Origin of the sequence: Mesorhizobium sp. Primo-A, from assembly GCF_003997175.1 — a bacterium.
GTDB lineage: Bacteria > Pseudomonadota > Alphaproteobacteria > Rhizobiales > Rhizobiaceae > Mesorhizobium > Mesorhizobium ciceri.
Genome location: NZ_RZTG01000010.1, coordinates 234,682 through 250,375, shown reverse-complemented (window position 1 = coordinate 250,375; position 15,694 = coordinate 234,682). Strand labels below are relative to the sequence as shown.

Genomic DNA, 15,694 nt, shown 5'->3' with positions numbered 1-15,694 from the left:
CTTCGAGTTCAAAACGATGATGTGTTCCTTCGCCCGCCAGGCCAATTGTGTTTCACCGCAGCGCACTCCAGCTGACATGCCCTGACAGAATCCGGCTCCCTGCCGGCAGAGGAAAATTGTTGCCTTGACATTCGCGGCTTCACGCCCGACTTCCTAGCGCATGACCCCGAAATCGAAGTCGATTTCGGAAAGGATCATGCGCAGAATCTAAAGTGCTACAGCGTCCTTTGCGCGTCCAAGAGGACGCGCGGCGCTGTAGTGTCGAGGAGACCAACTATGCCAGAGCCCCGACGATCGACGATCGATGCCGGAGAAGTGGAACGCTTTTCCGCCCTTGCCGCCGAATGGTGGAACCCGAACGGCAAGTTCCGTCCCCTGCACAAATTCAATCCGGTCCGGCTGGCCTATATCCGCGACCAGATAGCGACGCGCTTCGGCCGTGACCCACGCGCTGCAAGGCCTTTCGAGGGACTGCGCATCCTCGACATCGGTTGCGGCGGCGGACTTTTGTGCGAGCCGATGGCGCGGCTTGGCGCCGAGGTTGTGGGCGCGGATGCCTCCGAAACCAACATCGAAGTGGCCAAGCTGCACGCCGCCGAAGGCAATGTCAGCGTCGACTATCGCGCCACGACGGCCGAGGACCTTGCCGACGCCGGCGAGAAATTCGACGTCATCCTCAACATGGAAGTGGTCGAGCATGTCGCCGACATCGACCTGTTCGTCGCCAAATGCGGCGAGATGGTGCGGCCCGGCGGCATCATGTTCGTGGCCACCATCAACCGCACGCTGAAGGCGCTGGGCTTAGCCATCATCGGCGCCGAATATGTGCTGCGCTGGCTGCCGCGCGGCACCCACCAGTTCGGCAAGCTGGTGCGCCCGGAAGAGCTCGAAAAGGCGCTTGGCGGCGCCGGCCTGACCATCATCGACCGCACCGGCGTCACCTACAATCCGCTGGCCGACCGCTGGGCGCGGTCGAAGGACATGGACGTCAACTACATGGTCCTGGCGGAAAAAGGCTCGGTCTGATCTATTCAGAATTCAGCGGCCTGTAGCCGCCGCGCCAGTAGATCAGCGCCTGGCCGGCATCGGACGTGCGCACGGCCTCGACCGAACCGATGACGATGGAATGCGTGCCGCGATCGATCATTTCATCGAGGCTGCAGTCGAATGCGGCCACCGCATCCGAAAGCAGCAAAGCTCCGGTCTTGAGCGTCACCCATTCGGCGCCCTCATAGCGGTCCTTGCCCTTGATGCCGCCGAAGCCGGAGAACCGCTCGGCCACGCGCTGATGCTGGGGGCCAAGCGAGTTGACGCCGAAATGCCGGTAGCGTTCGATCACCGGCCAGGTCGACGATGACCGGTTGACACAGGCGATCACCTTGGGCGGCTCGGCCGACAGCGAGACGACCGAAATGACCACCAGACCGGAGCGATCCTCGCCGGTGCCGGCGGTGATGACGCTGACATTGCCGACGATCAGCCGCATCGCGGCGCGAAAATCAGCTACATCGACGGCAGTCCCCTCGGATGTCTTCGGTTCGGTCATGGCTTGCTCCAGAGCACGATTCCAAAAAGGGAAAGGTCCTCGGAAAAGACCACGCTCAAACAAGAAGATAAAGCAGATCTGGATACAAATTCAGGTGAGATCGGCTCCAGGCGCGAAGGCAGTTCGGATCCCCTGCGACCGCTCACGCCTTCTGGCTTTGTGCCCTGGTGGTGATGAACACGCCGGCAGTGATGATGAGCGCGCCTGCCCAGGTCAGCAGTTGATAGTGCTCGCCGAGGAAGAGGGTTCCGGCAAACAGGCCGACGGCCGCCGCCACATAACCGATCTGGCTGAGATAGACCGGACCGCCGACCGCCTGCAGCCGGAAGAAGAACGCGAACATCGCCGATGCCGACGCAACCTGCGCGACGACGACCAGCGGCACGCCGCCGAGTGGGACGAAAGCTTCGCCGCCGAACAGGAGGAGAATGCCGGCAAGCAGCATCGCCGCCGACGCCAGATGGCTGCCGACGGCAAGCTCGATCGGGCCGGTACCGTCCGGCCAGTCGACCGTGCGATAGATGTTGCCGGCGGCAAGGCTGACCGGGATGAGCAACCCCATCGCCACCCAGAACAAATCGGCCGGCTGGCCGGCCTCGCCGCGCGTCACCGCGACCATGACGGCGCCGACGAAGCCGACGGCGATGCCGGCAATGCCCAGCATGTTGGGGCGCCGGACACGCAGCAGGATCGAGAACACCAGCGTGATGACCGGCGACAGCGTGAACATGATGCCGGTGTAGCCGGCGCCCAGATGCGGGATGGCCGAGAACATCAGGAGATTGGGGACAGCATAGGACACCGCGGCGGTGACGAAGAAATAGCGCAATTTGTGCGCGGTGAGCCGGACCCGCTTGCCGCGAGCCAAGAGCATGCACAGCAAGACCCCGCCGGCGCCGAGCGAGATGACGAAGGCCCAGACCATGGCCGGCACGCCGGCAGCCGTGGCGAGCTTGCCGAACGGCAGCGTCAGGCCGAGCAGGCCGCCGGTGACGACCAGCAGGCCGAGCGCCGAATCCCAGAGAAGCTTCATTGACCGAATCCTGTAGCGCGGCTCTTGGCCGGCATTGCATCTTGCAGTAAGATAACGGAAAGATTCTTAACGTCAAGATAAATGATGGTGAGACAGTTGGACAGGGCAGCACGGGCGATCGAGCAATGGAAGCGGGAACGACCCGATCTGGACGTCTCGCCGATGGGTGTGCTCGGGCGGCTGAACGAGGCCGCCTCGCTGATCGCCCGCGAGCGCCTGGCGCCGTTGTTTGCCCGTTATGGATTGCAGTCCGGGGAATTCGACGTGCTGGCAACGCTGCGCCGCTCTGGATCACCCTACGCCCTGACGCCGACCGCCCTCTATGAAGCGACGATGGTGACGTCAGGCGCCATGACCAACCGGCTCGACCGGCTCGAAACGTCCGGATTGATCCTGCGCGGGCCGCACCCCAACGATCGGCGCGGCATTGTCGTGCGGCTGACCGAAAAGGGTCTCGCGTTGATCGATGAGGCTATTGCCGCCCATGTTGCCAACGAGCATGAGATTCTTTCCGGCCTGACACCGGCCGAACGGGAGACGCTCTCTCGGCTGCTTGAGAAATTGATCGGGAGCGTGAGCTAAGCCGGGTCAGTTCGTAGGCTGCGGCGAGAACCGGCGCCGGTGTTTCCAGCGGCGGTATGATACGGTGAGGTCGACAAGCCGGGTCGGCATGTTGAGGTAGAGCAGAGCATCCCGCAAACCGCTGAGATAGCGCTCACTCATCGCCTTGTCGGAAAAGTCCGGCATGGCCTCGAGTGTCGCTTCGGCTTGCTGGCTCCGGCCCTTTCCGGTCGGCAATCTGGCCGCAAAGGCTATTTCTCGACGCAGACAGACCTGCTCCACGCGATCCCGCAGCGCCTCTTCGTAGCCGATACCACATCGCATAAGCCGCGCGTGGGTGGCTTCATGGACGATAATCGAAGCGACCAATTCCGGCGTCGTCCTTTCGCTGATGATATGGCGCTCGTCCAATTCGCATGCCTTGGAAGAGTTTGCCCATTGCGCGACGGAAGCAGGAAGGGTTGTGACAAATACCTGTCTTACGTCACCAAGCAGCCGTCTGTAGCGCACTGGATCAAAATCACGAATAAGCTGAAGCGCCTCGACGATCTTGTCGGTGCCCTTGTCGCTGATGATGAGCAACCCGTCGATCGTTCGGGTACCGCTAAGCTTGACGGCGCCCCAGCGGGCCAATCGGCCAACGACGGCTCTTATGCTGCGTCGCGGCTCAATCGCTTCTGGGTCGCGCAAAGCTCCCTCGGAACTCAGTTGCGGTCGTCCGGAAACACCGGGATCGGCATGAACTCGACGCCGTCCTCGACCAGGCTCTTGGCTTCGTCCAGCGTCGCCTCGCCATAGATGCCACGCGGGTCGCTCTCGCCGAAATGGATCTTTCGCGCTTCCTCGGCGAACTTGTCGCCGACATAATCGGCATTCTCGCGCACCTTCTCGGCCATCGCCTTGAGCTGCGCCAAAGCCTGCTTCTGCGCCTCGCCCATGGCCAGCGCTATGGTTTCCTGCTTGCGCGCCGTGGAGACGGCCGGCGCCATCAGTGCTTTCTGCACCTTGTGCGAACCGCAGCTCGGGCAATCGACGAAGCCGCGCTTCTTCTGGGTGTCGAAATCGTCGTTGCTGCGGAACCAGCCTTCGAATTCGTGCTCGTGCTCGCAGATCAGGGCAAAACGGATCAAGAGGCTGCACCCCTGAGCCGCGGCGCCTCGCCCGAGCCGGCATTGACGGCGAAATCCCGCGCATTCCTGAGATTGGGGATCTTCTTGCGCGCGGCAAGCGACTGCGCCGGGTCGATCTCGGCGACGATCACCGCCGGTTCGTCATGCGCGGCTTCCGCAATGATCCGGCCCCACGGATCGACGATCAGCGAATGGCCGTAAGTCTCGCGGCCGTCTTCATGCAAGCCGCCTTGCGCGGCGGCGACGACATAGGCGCCGTTCTCGATGGCGCGGGCCCTGAGCAGCACGTGCCAGTGCGCCTCGCCGGTCTGGCGGGTGAAGGCAGCCGGTACGGAAAGCAGGTCTGCGCCGGCCAACGCCTCGGCGCGGAAGAGTTGCGGAAAGCGCAGATCGTAGCAAACGGCGAAGCCGAGCTTTGCACCCTCGATGTCGGTGACGACGGCCTCGGTTCCCGGTTCATAGGCGGCGGACTCACGCCAGCTCTCGCCATTGTCGAGATCGACGTCGAACATGTGGATCTTGTCGTAGGCGGCGAGCGCAGCACCATCCGGCCCGAACAGCAGCGCCCGGTTGGCGAGCTTGCCGTCGGCGCGCAGAATGGCGGTCGAGCCGATATGCAGGAAGATGCCGAGCTCCTTGGCCAGCCTGCGCGCGGTCGCGACGACGATGTCCTTGTCCTCCGACGTGAACGATGCGGCGCGAGCTTCCTTGTCGCGGATCAGCGCCCCGGTCATTTCCGGCGTCTGGATGTAGGTGGCACCTAGGCTGGCTGCTTCACGCACCAGCCGTTCGAGATCGACGGCGTTGCGCTCGGGGCTCTCGCCCGAACGCATCTGGATCGCAGCGGCCTTGAAAACACCCATCGTCATTCCCTCAATTCGTCGCGCCGTTGGCGAGCAATTTGTCCAGCCGGCCTTCGGCCTCCAGCTCGTGGAGGTCGTCACAGCCGCCGACATGCGTATCGCCGATGAAAATCTGCGGAAAGGTCGTGCGGCCATGCGCCCGGGAGATCATCTCCTGGCGCAATTCCGGCGAGAAGGAGGCATCGTGCTCGGTAAAGGCGACGCCCTTGCGCTCGAGCAGCCGCTTGGCTGCCGTGCAATAGCCGCACATCATGCGGGTGTAGATCGTGACATCGGTCATGACGAATTTCCGCTGTTCGTTGCCGACTTATATAGTCGCGGACTCGTCCGCCCGAAAGTCCCCCGGCAACACACGCGCAAAGGTCAGCACGTCGACGGCGGCCGCACCTCCCCTTTTCAGCGCCTTGGTGTCGGAACGCACCGTGGCGCCGGTGGTGTAGACATCGTCGATCAAAAGCACCCTGCGGCCGGCGATCTCGATTTCCGCCTCGGCAGGCACCCGGAACGCGGCCCGCACATTCTCCTCGCGTTCGCCGCGCTCCAGCCCGACCTGCTGGCGGGTGAGTTTCACGCGCCGCACCGCCGACGGGGCGAAGGGCAATCCGCTAAGTGCCGAGACCGCCCTTGCCAGTTCCGCCGACTGGTTGAAGCGCCGCCTGAAAAACCGCCGCCAGTGCAGCGGCACCGGCACCACCACATCCGCCTCGGCGATGAGATCGGCACCCGCACGCATCATCCAGCGCGCCATCCAAGGTGCCAGATCCGTGCGATCCTGGTATTTCAACCCTTGCACCATCTGGCGCGCAACGCCGGAATAGGCGACCGCCGCCCGCGCCCGCTCGAAAGGCGGCGGATCGGCAATCGCCTCGGCCGACAGAAAGCCTTCGCCCATATGGTGGGTGAACGGCGTACCCATGACAGGGCACCATGGCCGCTCCAGCAGCCTGAGCTTCGGCCAGCAGGCGCCGCACAGCACGCCCGGTTGCGAGACATGCCGGCGGCAACCGGCGCAGACCGGCGGAAACAGCATCCGCGCCGGCCAGCCGACAACCGACCGGGCCAGGTTCGTGATCCCGATAGACTTGATCTTGGGCATCGGATCGGCCACGTGGTTGCTCCTGCGCGCCACTATATCAACGATCTCGGAGCGTGGACAAACAAAGGATCTGCCCGTTGCAGCCAATAATGGATACCTCTCTGTGGCTGACGCACAAGCGGCGCGCGCTTGCCCGTCCGGTCGACGGCGCGGACTTCCTCATGCGCCGCACGGCCGAGGACCTTGCCGAACGGCTGGGCGCCGTCGAGCGCCGGTTCGGCAAGGCGGCCGTGCTGTTTTGCCAGACGCCGGCGGCGGCCGAAACGCTCGCCGAAAGCGGCAAGGTCGCCGACATTGTCCGCGTCGAGACGGATACGGCTTTCCTGAGCGGTGGCGATGCCGGCCTGATCGCACCGCTCGAAACCGTGCCGTTCGAGTCGGAAAGCCTCGATCTGGCGGTGTCGCTCTTGTCGCTGCAGGCCATGAACGACATCCCAGGCATGCTGATCCAGATCCGCCGTGCGTTGCGGCCGGATGGGCTTTTCCTCGGCGCCTTTGCCGGCGCCGGTACGCTTTTCGAGTTGCGCGAAAGCCTGCTTGCGGCCGAGACCGAGCTTTACGGCGGCGCCAGCCCGCGTGTCGCGCCGTTCACCGACGTGCGCGATGCCGGTGCGCTGCTGCAGCGCGCCGGTCTCGCTCTGCCGGTCGCCGACGTCGAGACGGTGACGGTGCGCTATGCCAGCCTGTTCAACCTGATCGCGGATCTGCGGGCCATGGGCGAGACCAATGCACTCACCGATCGCAGCCGGCGCCCGGGCTCGCGCAAGCTGTTTGCCCGCGCGGCGGAAATCTACGCCGAGCGGTTTTCCGACCCCGACGGCCGCGTCAGGGCAAGTTTCTCGATTGTCTGGATGTCCGGCTGGGCGCCCGACGCTTCGCAGCAAAAACCGCTGAAGCCAGGGTCGGCCAAGGTCTCGCTGAAAACAATCCTGGAGGCGCCCGACGGGCAATGATCCTGCCCCAGGCGCGGGAAAGCCGGATCAGGGAGTGGGTGCGAAAGCGTTCGCAAGCTTGCTGTTGTTGTCGCTGAACAGCCAGATGATCCCGTCGCGGACCTCACCGATACCGCCGACGATGGCCAGCGACAGCACGGCGATGATCACGCCATATTCGACGGCCGTGGCGCCGGTCTCGTCGTTCAGAAAACCCAGCAGCACTGCTTTCATGGCCTCAACCCCTCTGTCCGGGACCTTACAGCCGACCTGTTAAGAAAGGTTAACGGCAAAGGCTTAACAGGCGGTGAAACCGCCGCCTTTGCGAAATCTCTTAACCATGTCAGCAGTCGCCGCTGCTCCGGCCATTGGACCTGATGATGCAGACCGAGCTCGGCTGCGGCTGCAGCACGCTGCGGCGCAGCGTGTAGGTTTCGCGATGGCCGATCGAGCCTGTGGCCGCCATGTCGAGCCCGCCGAAACCGTCACGGGCCGACAGCGAGCGTGTCTGGCTGTCGAGGAAAGGGGTTGCGATCAGCGCCAGCGCCACCGCGGCCGAACCGAACAGAAGCGTTATGCGCAATATGCCCATGCCCGCATCGGCGGCGCGAAACCCCCGCTCGGGCCGGATCGAGTCCCAATCCCTGTCTAGGCTCATGCTATCGCTCCCCGGCAAATCGACCGCTCGGCCGCGAACGGCCATGCTTCAACTTTTCACGACGAGATAAATCTTCCATTAATGCTGGCTGATACAACGCCTCGGCCAGGAACCGGCCGGACGGGAGCCTCAGAGAAGATCGATGAGGAACGGGATCAGCGGCTCATCGGCCGGCGGCATCGGATAATCGCGCATCTGCTTCGGCCTTACCCATTTCAGCGCCTGCCCTTCCCTGGGCTGCGCGATACCGCGAAAGCGGCGGCAGATGAACAGCGGCATCAGCAGGTGGAAATCGTCGTAGGAATGGCTGGCGAAAGTGAGCGGCGCCAGGCACGGGATGTCGGTTTCGATGCCGATTTCCTCATGCAGTTCGCGAATGATGCATTGTTCGGGCGTCTCGCCCGGCTCGACCTTGCCGCCGGGAAACTCCCACAGCCCGGCAAGTTGCTTGCCCTGAGGCCGCTGCGCCAGAAGCACCCGGCCGTCGGCATCGACCAGCGCGCAGGCGGCGACCAGCAGCAGGCGCTTGCCGGCGGTCACGACATCATTCATGACCCGGCGGCCGCCGGTAGTGGTAGCGATAGACTTCCTCGAAGCCGAGCGAATGGTAGAGCGCCAGTGCCGGCACATTGTTGGCCTCGACCTGCAGCCAGGCTTCCCGTGCGCCCCGCAGCCGTGCCCATTTCAGTGCCGACAGGATCAGGTTGCGGCCGTGGCCCCTGTTGCGTGCCGACTTGTCGGTGGCGACCTCGAACAGGCCGGCGAGATCGCCGTCATGCACGCAGATCAGCGTCGCCAGCGCTTCTGATCCATCTTCGAGCGCGAACAGCCCGGCTTCGGGCTGGATGGCGCCGATGATCTCCGACAGGCCGGGGCGCAGCGAAACATCCGAACCGCTGACCTTGAGCGACGCGCCGATGAAGCGGCTGATGTCTTTCAGCGGGATCTGGTCCATGGCAGCGTCGAGTTGCGCATCGGCCAGCGGCAGCCGCATGACCAGCGACTCGTCGAACCGGCTCCATCCCTCACGGTCGAGATGACTGGCAAGATCGGGACCCGACAACGGCGACATGCGGAATGTCAGCGGCCTGCCATAGGCATCGAAACGGCGGCTGGCCCGGCCGATACGGTCGGCAATGTGCTGGATGTCGCCGGGATCGAGCGGATTGACCGAGTTCAGCCGCTTGGCCGGATGGCCGGCGGTCAGCCGCACCACCCAGGTGCCGTCATAGTGGACGGCGGCCGCCGGCCAGGCGCGAAAGCCGGCCGCCTCGTAACGGCGCACGATCGCGAGCATGCTTGCCGGATGCCTGGAGCTCAAAACCGTCAGCTCCGGTAATCGCCATTGATGGCGACATATTCCTTGGTGAGGTCGCAGGTCCACACCGTCGCCTTGCCGCGGCCAATGCCGATATCGGCGCGGATGCGGATATCGTCGCGCTTCATGTAGGCCGACGTCGCCGCCTCGGAATAGCCGGGGTCGCGCTCGCCTTCATGCGCCAGCCTGTTGTCGCCGAACCAGATCGACAGCCGGTCGCGATCGGCGGGTTCGCCGGCCTTGCCGACGGCCATGACGACGCGGCCCCAATTGGCGTCCTCGCCGGCGACTGCCGTCTTGACCAGCGGCGAATTGGCGATCGACAGCGCGATGCGCTTGGCCGAGCGCGCCGATTTGGCGCCGGTGACGGTGACTTCGACCTGCTTGCGGGCGCCTTCGCCGTCGCGCACCACCTGCAGCGCCAGCGATTTCAGCACCTTGCCGAGCGCCCGGCGGAACGTGCCGAGACGGGCATCCTTGGGATCGGTTATCTCCGGCGCGCCGCGCCTGGCGGCCTTGCCGGTGGCGAAGATCAGCAGCGTGTCGCTGGTCGAGGTGTCGCTGTCGACGGTGACCGCGTTGAAAGTCTTGGCCGTGCCGCGCGACAACAGATCCTGCAGGACAGGTGCGGCGATCGGCGCGTCGGTGGCGATGAAGGAGAGCATCGTCGCCATGTCGGGCGCGATCATGCCGGCGCCCTTGGAAATGCCGTTGATGGTGACATCGGTGTCGCCGAGCTTGACGGTCGCGGTCGCCACTTTCGGATAGGTATCCGTGGTCATGATCGCCTTTGCCGCTTCGGTCCACAGCTCGGGCTTGCCCTTGCTGACCAGCCCCGCGAGCAGATGGCTGAATTTGCTGGTGTCGAGCGGCTCGCCGATGACGCCGGTCGAGGCCATGAAAACCTCCGCTGCCGTGCAGCCGGCCGCCTTCGCCGCCGCCTCGCCGGTCAGTGCGGTCGACTCGCGGCCCTTCTTGCCGGTGAAGGCATTGGCGTTGCCGGAATTGACGACCAGCACCCGCGCCTTGCCCGCGCCGAGATTCTGCCGGCAGAAATCGACCGGCGCCGAGGGGCATTTCGATTTCGTGAACACGCCGGCGACCGCAGTGCCTTCATCGAAGACCATGGTCAAAAGATCGGTGCGGCCCTTGTACTTTATCCCTGCCTCGGCGGTGGCGATGCGCACCCCCTCGATTTCTGGCATTTTCGGGTATTTCTTCGGCGCAAGCGGCGAAATCGTCGTGGACATGGAGGCCTCGGGCGGGAAAATCGCAAGGGAAGGCCGGTTTGCCCGATAGACCGCGCCGGCGCAAGGGCGTTTTCGTCGCTCTTGTCCGGGAGCTCGAACTCGCCCCTGGGAGCAGGGCTCCGAGACGTCGCAAGCCATGCAGTAGACATCGTCCGACGGCCGGTCCGGCGGTGTCAGCCAGTTTGCGCCGGCCGCGTTCATCTCAATAGGAATTTATTCTTGACAGGGTGAGAGCAGCTATGCTACATTTTCGTCCATGGTGCTGATTTGCACCAGTGACCCGCCGTCCCGGCGGGTTTTGCTTTTGGGACCTCGCCAACCAACACGCCGGTAAGGTTCCCAGAAAACGACCAACCCCTGCCCCGACTAGCCAGTCTCCAGAAGCTTGAAAACGCGCCGTTTCGTTTGAGCGTCGGGTCACCTATATTGCCGGCGAAGTGTTTGGCGAGGACGACAGAGATGGCCGAGGACGCCGATCCGGCGCGCAGATCGATCGGTGCGCGGCGCAATCCCGACAGCGCCGAGGCCATTCTCCAAGCCGCCGAGACCGTACTGGTCGAAGCCGGTTATGCCGGTTTCTCGATCGAGGCGGTGGCGCGGCGGGCCCGCGCCGGCAAACCCACCATCTATCGCTGGTGGCCGAGCAAGGCGGCGTTGCTGCTTGAGGTCTACCAGCGCCAGAAGCGCGTCGATGTTCCCGATACCGGGCGGCTGGAGGAGGATCTCGTCGGCTTCCTGAAAAACCTGTTCGCCCACTGGCGCGAGACATCGTCGGGAAGCGTGTTCCGGTCGCTGATCGCCGAGGCACAGTCGGACGCGACCGCGGCCGCGGCCCTTGCCGACTACTCACTGGGCCGACGGTCCCATACCGCCCAGATCATCGAACGCGCCAAGGCAAGGGGCGAAATCCCGGCCGAAATCGATTCAGCTGTCGTCGCCGACCTGATCGCCTCCTTCGCCTGGAGACATCTGCTGACCAACCGGCTCGACGAGGACGAAGCGACCATCGGCAAGGCCGTCAACTACGTGATGCGAGGCATAGCGGCGCCTGCCTCGTAAAGACGGCAATGAATGAAAAGGGCGCGGCAACCCCTGGCTGCCGCGCCCCTTTTTCAAAAAGCTGCCAGTCTTACTTGGCGCTTTCCAGCGTATCGACCGCCTTCTTCAGGTTGGCGTCGGGGATCTCGACCTTGGCGCCGGCGCGCAGCGACTTGACCAGCGCGAAATACTTGTCGCGGATGACCGCCTGCTTGGCCTGGTCCTTGACGTCGTCGAAGGCCGGCGGCTGCTTGGTGCGCTTGTCCTCGAGCTTGATGACATGCCAGCCGAACTGCGTTTGCACCGGCTGCTCGGTGTATTTGCCGACCTCGAGCGCGGAGGCCGCCTTGTCGAACTCCGGCACCATCTGGCCAGGTCCGAACCAGCCGAGGTCGCCGCCGCTGGTCTTGCCTGACGGATCGCTGGTGTGCTCGTTGGCGAGCTTCTGGAAGTCGGCGCCGCCGTCGAGCTGCTTGATGATCGCCTCGGCCTCTTCCTTCGTCTTCACGAGGATGTGACGGGCATGCAGCTCGTTGGTGGGCGGCGTGTTGGCGATTTCCTGGTCGTAACGGGCGCGGACCTCGGCGTCGGTGACCTTGTCGACGACACCCTTCTCGACCATCTCGCCATGCAGCGCGCGCTGCTGCAGGAAGGCCATGCGGCGCTGGAAGTCGGGATCCTTGTCGAGCCCTGTGGTGACCGCCTGGGCGGCCATGACGCGGATCTCGATGGCAGCCGAAAGGGCGGCGGCACGGCGCTGCTCGGGCGGCAATTGTGCGAACTGCTGCGACAATTCCCCTTCGGCAAGCACCAGATCTGCTTCGGTCAGGGGCTGACCGTTGACCGTGGCGATAACCTTATTGGGATCGACCGGTGCCGCGGCTGGCGCTGCTGCATCCGCTGGAGCGGGAGCGGTTTGCTGCGCCATCACAGGCGAGAGCGAAAGGGCCGACAGGCCGACGGCCAAGCCAAGGCTGGCGAGCGACGCGCGGCGAAACAACAGGGACATAGGGGGACTCCGGTGGGGATTGTTAAGAGGGGTGCTTCCAGATCGGCCAGATTGTGGCGGAATTTGGCGCAGCCAGCAGGGCCAGCGCGGCGTTGACATCAGTTGAGCCCCCTCTTATCTGTCCAACGACTTTGCGTCCAGAACCGTTTTCCGGGCGCTTTTTGTGTTTGTCCACGTTCACGTGGAATTGATGGGGCCGCCCGGCGCTCATCTCAAGATTGAGAATTCTATCGAAAGGACCATTGGATGGTCAGTCTCGGCGGTCTCGCCCGTAAGGTTTTCGGTTCCTCCAACGACCGTCGGGTCAAATCGACCCGGCCCCGTGTCGAGGCGATCAACGCCATGGAAAACGAGATGCGGGCGCTTTCCGATGAGGAATTGGTCGGCCGCACCGCGAAATTCCGCCAGGACATCGCCAACGGCGCCACGCTCGACGATCTGTTGGTGCCGGCCTTCGCCACCGCCCGCGAGGCCGCGCGCCGCGTGCTCGGCATGCGCCCCTTCGATGTCCAGCTGATCGGCGGCATGGTGCTGCACAATGGCGGCATTGCCGAGATGCGCACTGGCGAGGGCAAGACCCTGGTCGCGACGCTGCCGGTCTACCTCAACGCGCTTGCCGGCAAGGGCGTCCACGTCGTCACCGTCAACGACTATCTGGCCACCCGCGACTCCGAATGGATGGGCCGCGTCTACAAATTCCTCGGCCTCTCGGTCGGCGTCATCGTCCACGGCCTGTCCGACGAGGAGCGCAGCGCCGCCTACGCCGCCGATGTCACCTACGCCACCAACAACGAGCTCGGCTTCGACTATCTGCGCGACAACATGAAATACGAGCGCGCCCAGATGGTGCAGCGCGGTCACAATTACGCGATCGTCGACGAAGTCGATTCCATCCTGGTCGACGAGGCACGCACGCCGTTGATCATTTCCGGTCCGCTCGAGGACCGTTCGGAAATGTACAACACCATCGACACCTTCATCATCCAGCTGCAGCCGCAGGATTATGAGATCGACGAGAAGCAGAAGACCTCGATCTTCACCGAGGAAGGCACCGAGAAGCTCGAGAACCTTTTGCGCGACGCCGGCCTGCTCAAGGGCGAGTCGCTCTACGACGTCGAGAACGTCGCCATCGTCCACCACGTCAATAACGCGCTGAAGGCGCACCGGCTGTTCCAGAAGGACAAGGACTATATCGTCCGCAACGGCGAGATCGTCATCATCGACGAGTTCACCGGCCGCATGATGCCGGGCCGCCGCTATTCGGAAGGCCTGCACCAGGCGCTCGAAGCCAAGGAGCATGTGGCGATCCAGCCGGAGAACCAGACGCTCGCCTCCGTCACCTTCCAGAACTATTTCCGCCTCTACAAGAAGCTGTCCGGCATGACCGGCACGGCGCTGACCGAGGCAGAGGAATTCGGCAACATCTACGGCCTCGAAGTCACCGAGATCCCGACCAATCTGCCGGTGATCCGCATCGACGAGGACGACGAGGTCTACCGGACGGTCGAGGAGAAATACAAGGCGATCGTCAGGGAGATCCGCGAAGCCAGCGCCAAGGGCCAGCCGACGCTGGTCGGCACCACCTCCATCGAAAAGTCCGAGCAGCTGGCCGAGCGCCTGCGCAAGGAAGGTTTTACCGATTTCGAAGTGCTGAACGCTCGCCATCACGAGCGCGAGGCGGCGATCGTCGCCCAGGCCGGCAAGCCCGGCGCCATCACCATCGCCACCAACATGGCCGGCCGCGGCACCGACATCAAGCTCGGCGGCAATGCCGAGATGCGGATCGAGGAAGAGCTGGGCGACATGCCGGCCGGCCCCGAACGCGAGGCGCGGGAAAAGGAAATCATTGCCGACATTGAGCGGCTGAAGGAAAAGGCATTGGCCGCCGGCGGCCTCTATGTGCTGGCCACCGAACGCCACGAATCGCGCCGCATCGACAACCAGCTTAGAGGTCGTTCAGGAAGACAAGGCGACCCCGGCCGCTCGAAATTCTTCCTGTCCCTGCAGGACGATCTGATGCGCATCTTCGGCTCCGAGCGCATGGACGGCATGCTGCAGAAGCTCGGCCTCAAGGAAGACGAGGCGATCATCCATCCGTGGATCAACAAGGCGCTGGAAAAGGCGCAGAAGAAGGTCGAGGCGCGCAACTTCGACATCCGCAAGAACCTGTTGAAATATGACGACGTCTCCAACGACCAGCGCAAGGTGGTGTTCGAGCAGCGCATCGAACTGATGGACGGCGAAGGCCTCTCCGAAACGATCGCCGAGATGCGCGAAGGCGTCATCGACGAGATCGTCGCCAAGGCCATTCCCGAAAACGCCTATGCCGAGCAGTGGAACGTTGCCGGGCTGAAGGCCGAGATCGCCGAGTTCCTGAACCTCGACCTGCCGGTCGAGGACTGGGCCAAGGAAGAGGGCATCGCCGAGGACGACATCCGCGAGCGCATCGCGCAGGCCGCCGAAGCCGCCGCCAAGGAGCGCGCCGAGCGTTTTGGCCCCGAGGTGATGAACTATGTCGAGCGCTCGGTGGTGCTGCAGACGCTCGACCATCTGTGGCGCGAGCACATCGTCAATCTCGACCATCTGCGCTCGGTCGTCGGCTTCCGCGGCTACGCCCAGCGCGATCCGCTGCAGGAGTACAAGGGCGAGGCGTTCGAACTCTTCCAGGCCATGCTTGGCAATCTGCGCCAGGCCGTCACCGCGCAGCTGATGCGCGTCGAACTGGTCCGTCAGGCCGCCGAAGCGCCACCTCCGGAAGCCCCCGACATGTTCGGCACCCATATCGACGGCAGCACCGGCGAAAACGACTTCGAAGGCGGCGAAACCGCCCTCCTGGTCCGCCCGGAGACAACCGCAATCGTCGCCCCCGAAGACCGCGACCCCAACAACCAGGCCACCTGGGGCAAGGTAGGCCGCAACGAAGCCTGCCCCTGCGGTTCGGGGAAGAAGTACAAGCACTGCCATGGGGCGTTTGCGTAAAGGCGCGGCGCTTTCCTTCTCCCGTCACTATACGGGGAGAAGGTGGCCCGCAGGGCCGGATGAGGGGCGGCGCCTGCGTTCGCGATTAGCCAATCTCCCCACCTGAGGGGGAGATGGCCGGCAGGCCAGAGGGGGGCGATGTCCCGCCGACTAAGCCGCCTCGAACTCGAACTTCAGCTGCGCGGCCTCATCCTCTGGCAGCCAAGGCACCATCTGAGGCACGATCTTGCGATAAAGCCGGGTGCTATCCTGATCGGCAACGTCTCCGTGCTGCGCGCCTC

At 64.1% G+C, this 15,694-nt stretch carries 18 protein-coding genes; 5 read left to right on the top strand and 13 right to left on the bottom strand.

Features of this window, described 5'->3' with window-relative positions; genetic code table 11:
• Window positions 1–276 precede the first annotated feature (276 nt).
• Window positions 277–1,026 (top strand): bifunctional 2-polyprenyl-6-hydroxyphenol methylase/3-demethylubiquinol 3-O-methyltransferase UbiG, encoded by a 750-nt coding sequence (gene ubiG, locus EOC83_RS20170; protein ID WP_023811162.1) that lies wholly within the window; start codon window positions 277–279, stop codon window positions 1,024–1,026.
• 1 nt (window position 1,027) lies between these two features.
• On the opposite strand, the gene EOC83_RS20165 is transcribed toward ubiG, so the two are convergent.
• Window positions 1,028–1,546: a flavin reductase family protein gene (locus tag EOC83_RS20165; RefSeq protein WP_013529455.1), complete on the bottom strand. Its 519-nt coding sequence runs from the start codon at window positions 1,544–1,546 to the stop codon at window positions 1,028–1,030.
• A gap of 142 nt (window positions 1,547–1,688) precedes the next feature.
• Window positions 1,689–2,579, bottom strand: coding sequence for a DMT family transporter (locus tag EOC83_RS20160; RefSeq protein WP_013529454.1), 891 nt, complete (start codon window positions 2,577–2,579; stop codon window positions 1,689–1,691).
• Window positions 2,580–2,675: 96 nt separating this feature from the next.
• Here EOC83_RS20160 and EOC83_RS20155 point away from each other — a divergent pair, with 96 nt between their 5' ends.
• The gene (locus EOC83_RS20155; protein WP_013529453.1) at window positions 2,676–3,161 is read left to right on the top strand and encodes a MarR family transcriptional regulator; all 486 of its coding nucleotides are present in this window, start codon (window positions 2,676–2,678) and stop codon (window positions 3,159–3,161) included.
• 6 nt (window positions 3,162–3,167) lie between these two features.
• On the opposite strand, the gene EOC83_RS20150 is transcribed toward EOC83_RS20155, so the two are convergent.
• The 5 genes from EOC83_RS20150 to EOC83_RS20130 form a co-directional block, all read right to left on the bottom strand.
• Window positions 3,168–3,722 (bottom strand): hypothetical protein, encoded by a 555-nt coding sequence (locus EOC83_RS20150; RefSeq protein WP_164746265.1) that lies wholly within the window; start codon window positions 3,720–3,722, stop codon window positions 3,168–3,170.
• A gap of 122 nt (window positions 3,723–3,844) precedes the next feature.
• On the bottom strand, window positions 3,845–4,270 hold the full coding sequence (locus tag EOC83_RS20145; protein ID WP_013529451.1) for a DUF1178 family protein: 426 nt from the start codon (window positions 4,268–4,270) through the stop codon (window positions 3,845–3,847).
• Complete coding sequence (locus EOC83_RS20140) at window positions 4,267–5,133, bottom strand: carbon-nitrogen hydrolase family protein (protein WP_027163514.1); 867 nt, start codon at window positions 5,131–5,133, stop codon at window positions 4,267–4,269. Before EOC83_RS20140 ends, EOC83_RS20145 begins: the two co-directional genes overlap by 4 nt.
• A 10-nt stretch (window positions 5,134–5,143) precedes the next feature.
• Window positions 5,144–5,413, bottom strand: coding sequence for a glutaredoxin 3 (gene grxC / locus EOC83_RS20135; protein WP_024503792.1), 270 nt, complete (start codon window positions 5,411–5,413; stop codon window positions 5,144–5,146).
• A 27-nt stretch (window positions 5,414–5,440) separates the two neighbouring features.
• Complete coding sequence (locus tag EOC83_RS20130) at window positions 5,441–6,241, bottom strand: ComF family protein (RefSeq protein WP_063169072.1); 801 nt, start codon at window positions 6,239–6,241, stop codon at window positions 5,441–5,443.
• Window positions 6,242–6,306: 65 nt separating this feature from the next.
• Between EOC83_RS20130 and EOC83_RS20125 the strand changes: the two genes are divergently transcribed.
• Window positions 6,307–7,182, top strand: a complete 876-nt coding sequence (locus EOC83_RS20125; protein WP_063169073.1) for a methyltransferase domain-containing protein — start codon at window positions 6,307–6,309, stop codon at window positions 7,180–7,182.
• Between the two features lie 27 nt (window positions 7,183–7,209).
• Here EOC83_RS20125 and EOC83_RS20120 read toward each other — a convergent pair whose 3' ends face one another.
• From EOC83_RS20120 to argJ, 5 genes are all read right to left on the bottom strand, one after another.
• A complete protein-coding gene (locus EOC83_RS20120) occupies window positions 7,210–7,395 on the bottom strand; it encodes a Flp family type IVb pilin (RefSeq protein WP_013529446.1) in 186 nt (61 codons plus the stop codon).
• Between the two features lie 109 nt (window positions 7,396–7,504).
• Entirely contained in the window at window positions 7,505–7,819 is a 315-nt protein-coding gene (locus EOC83_RS20115; protein WP_013529445.1) for a hypothetical protein, read from the bottom strand.
• Between the two features lie 129 nt (window positions 7,820–7,948).
• The gene (locus EOC83_RS20110; RefSeq protein WP_063169074.1) at window positions 7,949–8,371 is read right to left on the bottom strand and encodes a (deoxy)nucleoside triphosphate pyrophosphohydrolase; all 423 of its coding nucleotides are present in this window, start codon (window positions 8,369–8,371) and stop codon (window positions 7,949–7,951) included.
• The gene (locus EOC83_RS20105) at window positions 8,364–9,116 is read right to left on the bottom strand and encodes a GNAT family N-acetyltransferase (RefSeq protein ID WP_013529443.1); all 753 of its coding nucleotides are present in this window, start codon (window positions 9,114–9,116) and stop codon (window positions 8,364–8,366) included. Before EOC83_RS20105 ends, EOC83_RS20110 begins: the two co-directional genes overlap by 8 nt.
• 29 nt (window positions 9,117–9,145) lie before the next feature.
• The gene (argJ, locus tag EOC83_RS20100; RefSeq protein ID WP_063169075.1) at window positions 9,146–10,387 is read right to left on the bottom strand and encodes a bifunctional glutamate N-acetyltransferase/amino-acid acetyltransferase ArgJ; all 1,242 of its coding nucleotides are present in this window, start codon (window positions 10,385–10,387) and stop codon (window positions 9,146–9,148) included.
• 459 nt (window positions 10,388–10,846) lie between these two features.
• Between argJ and EOC83_RS20095 the strand changes: the two genes are divergently transcribed.
• The gene (locus EOC83_RS20095) at window positions 10,847–11,446 is read left to right on the top strand and encodes a TetR/AcrR family transcriptional regulator (protein WP_063169076.1); all 600 of its coding nucleotides are present in this window, start codon (window positions 10,847–10,849) and stop codon (window positions 11,444–11,446) included.
• Window positions 11,447–11,516: 70 nt separating this feature from the next.
• Here EOC83_RS20095 and EOC83_RS20090 read toward each other — a convergent pair whose 3' ends face one another.
• Complete coding sequence (locus tag EOC83_RS20090; protein WP_024503787.1) at window positions 11,517–12,434, bottom strand: peptidylprolyl isomerase; 918 nt, start codon at window positions 12,432–12,434, stop codon at window positions 11,517–11,519.
• 246 nt (window positions 12,435–12,680) lie between these two features.
• On the opposite strand from EOC83_RS20090, the gene secA reads away from it, so the two are divergent.
• Window positions 12,681–15,413 (top strand): preprotein translocase subunit SecA, encoded by a 2,733-nt coding sequence (gene secA / locus EOC83_RS20085; protein WP_063169077.1) that lies wholly within the window; start codon window positions 12,681–12,683, stop codon window positions 15,411–15,413.
• Window positions 15,414–15,694 lie beyond the last annotated feature (281 nt).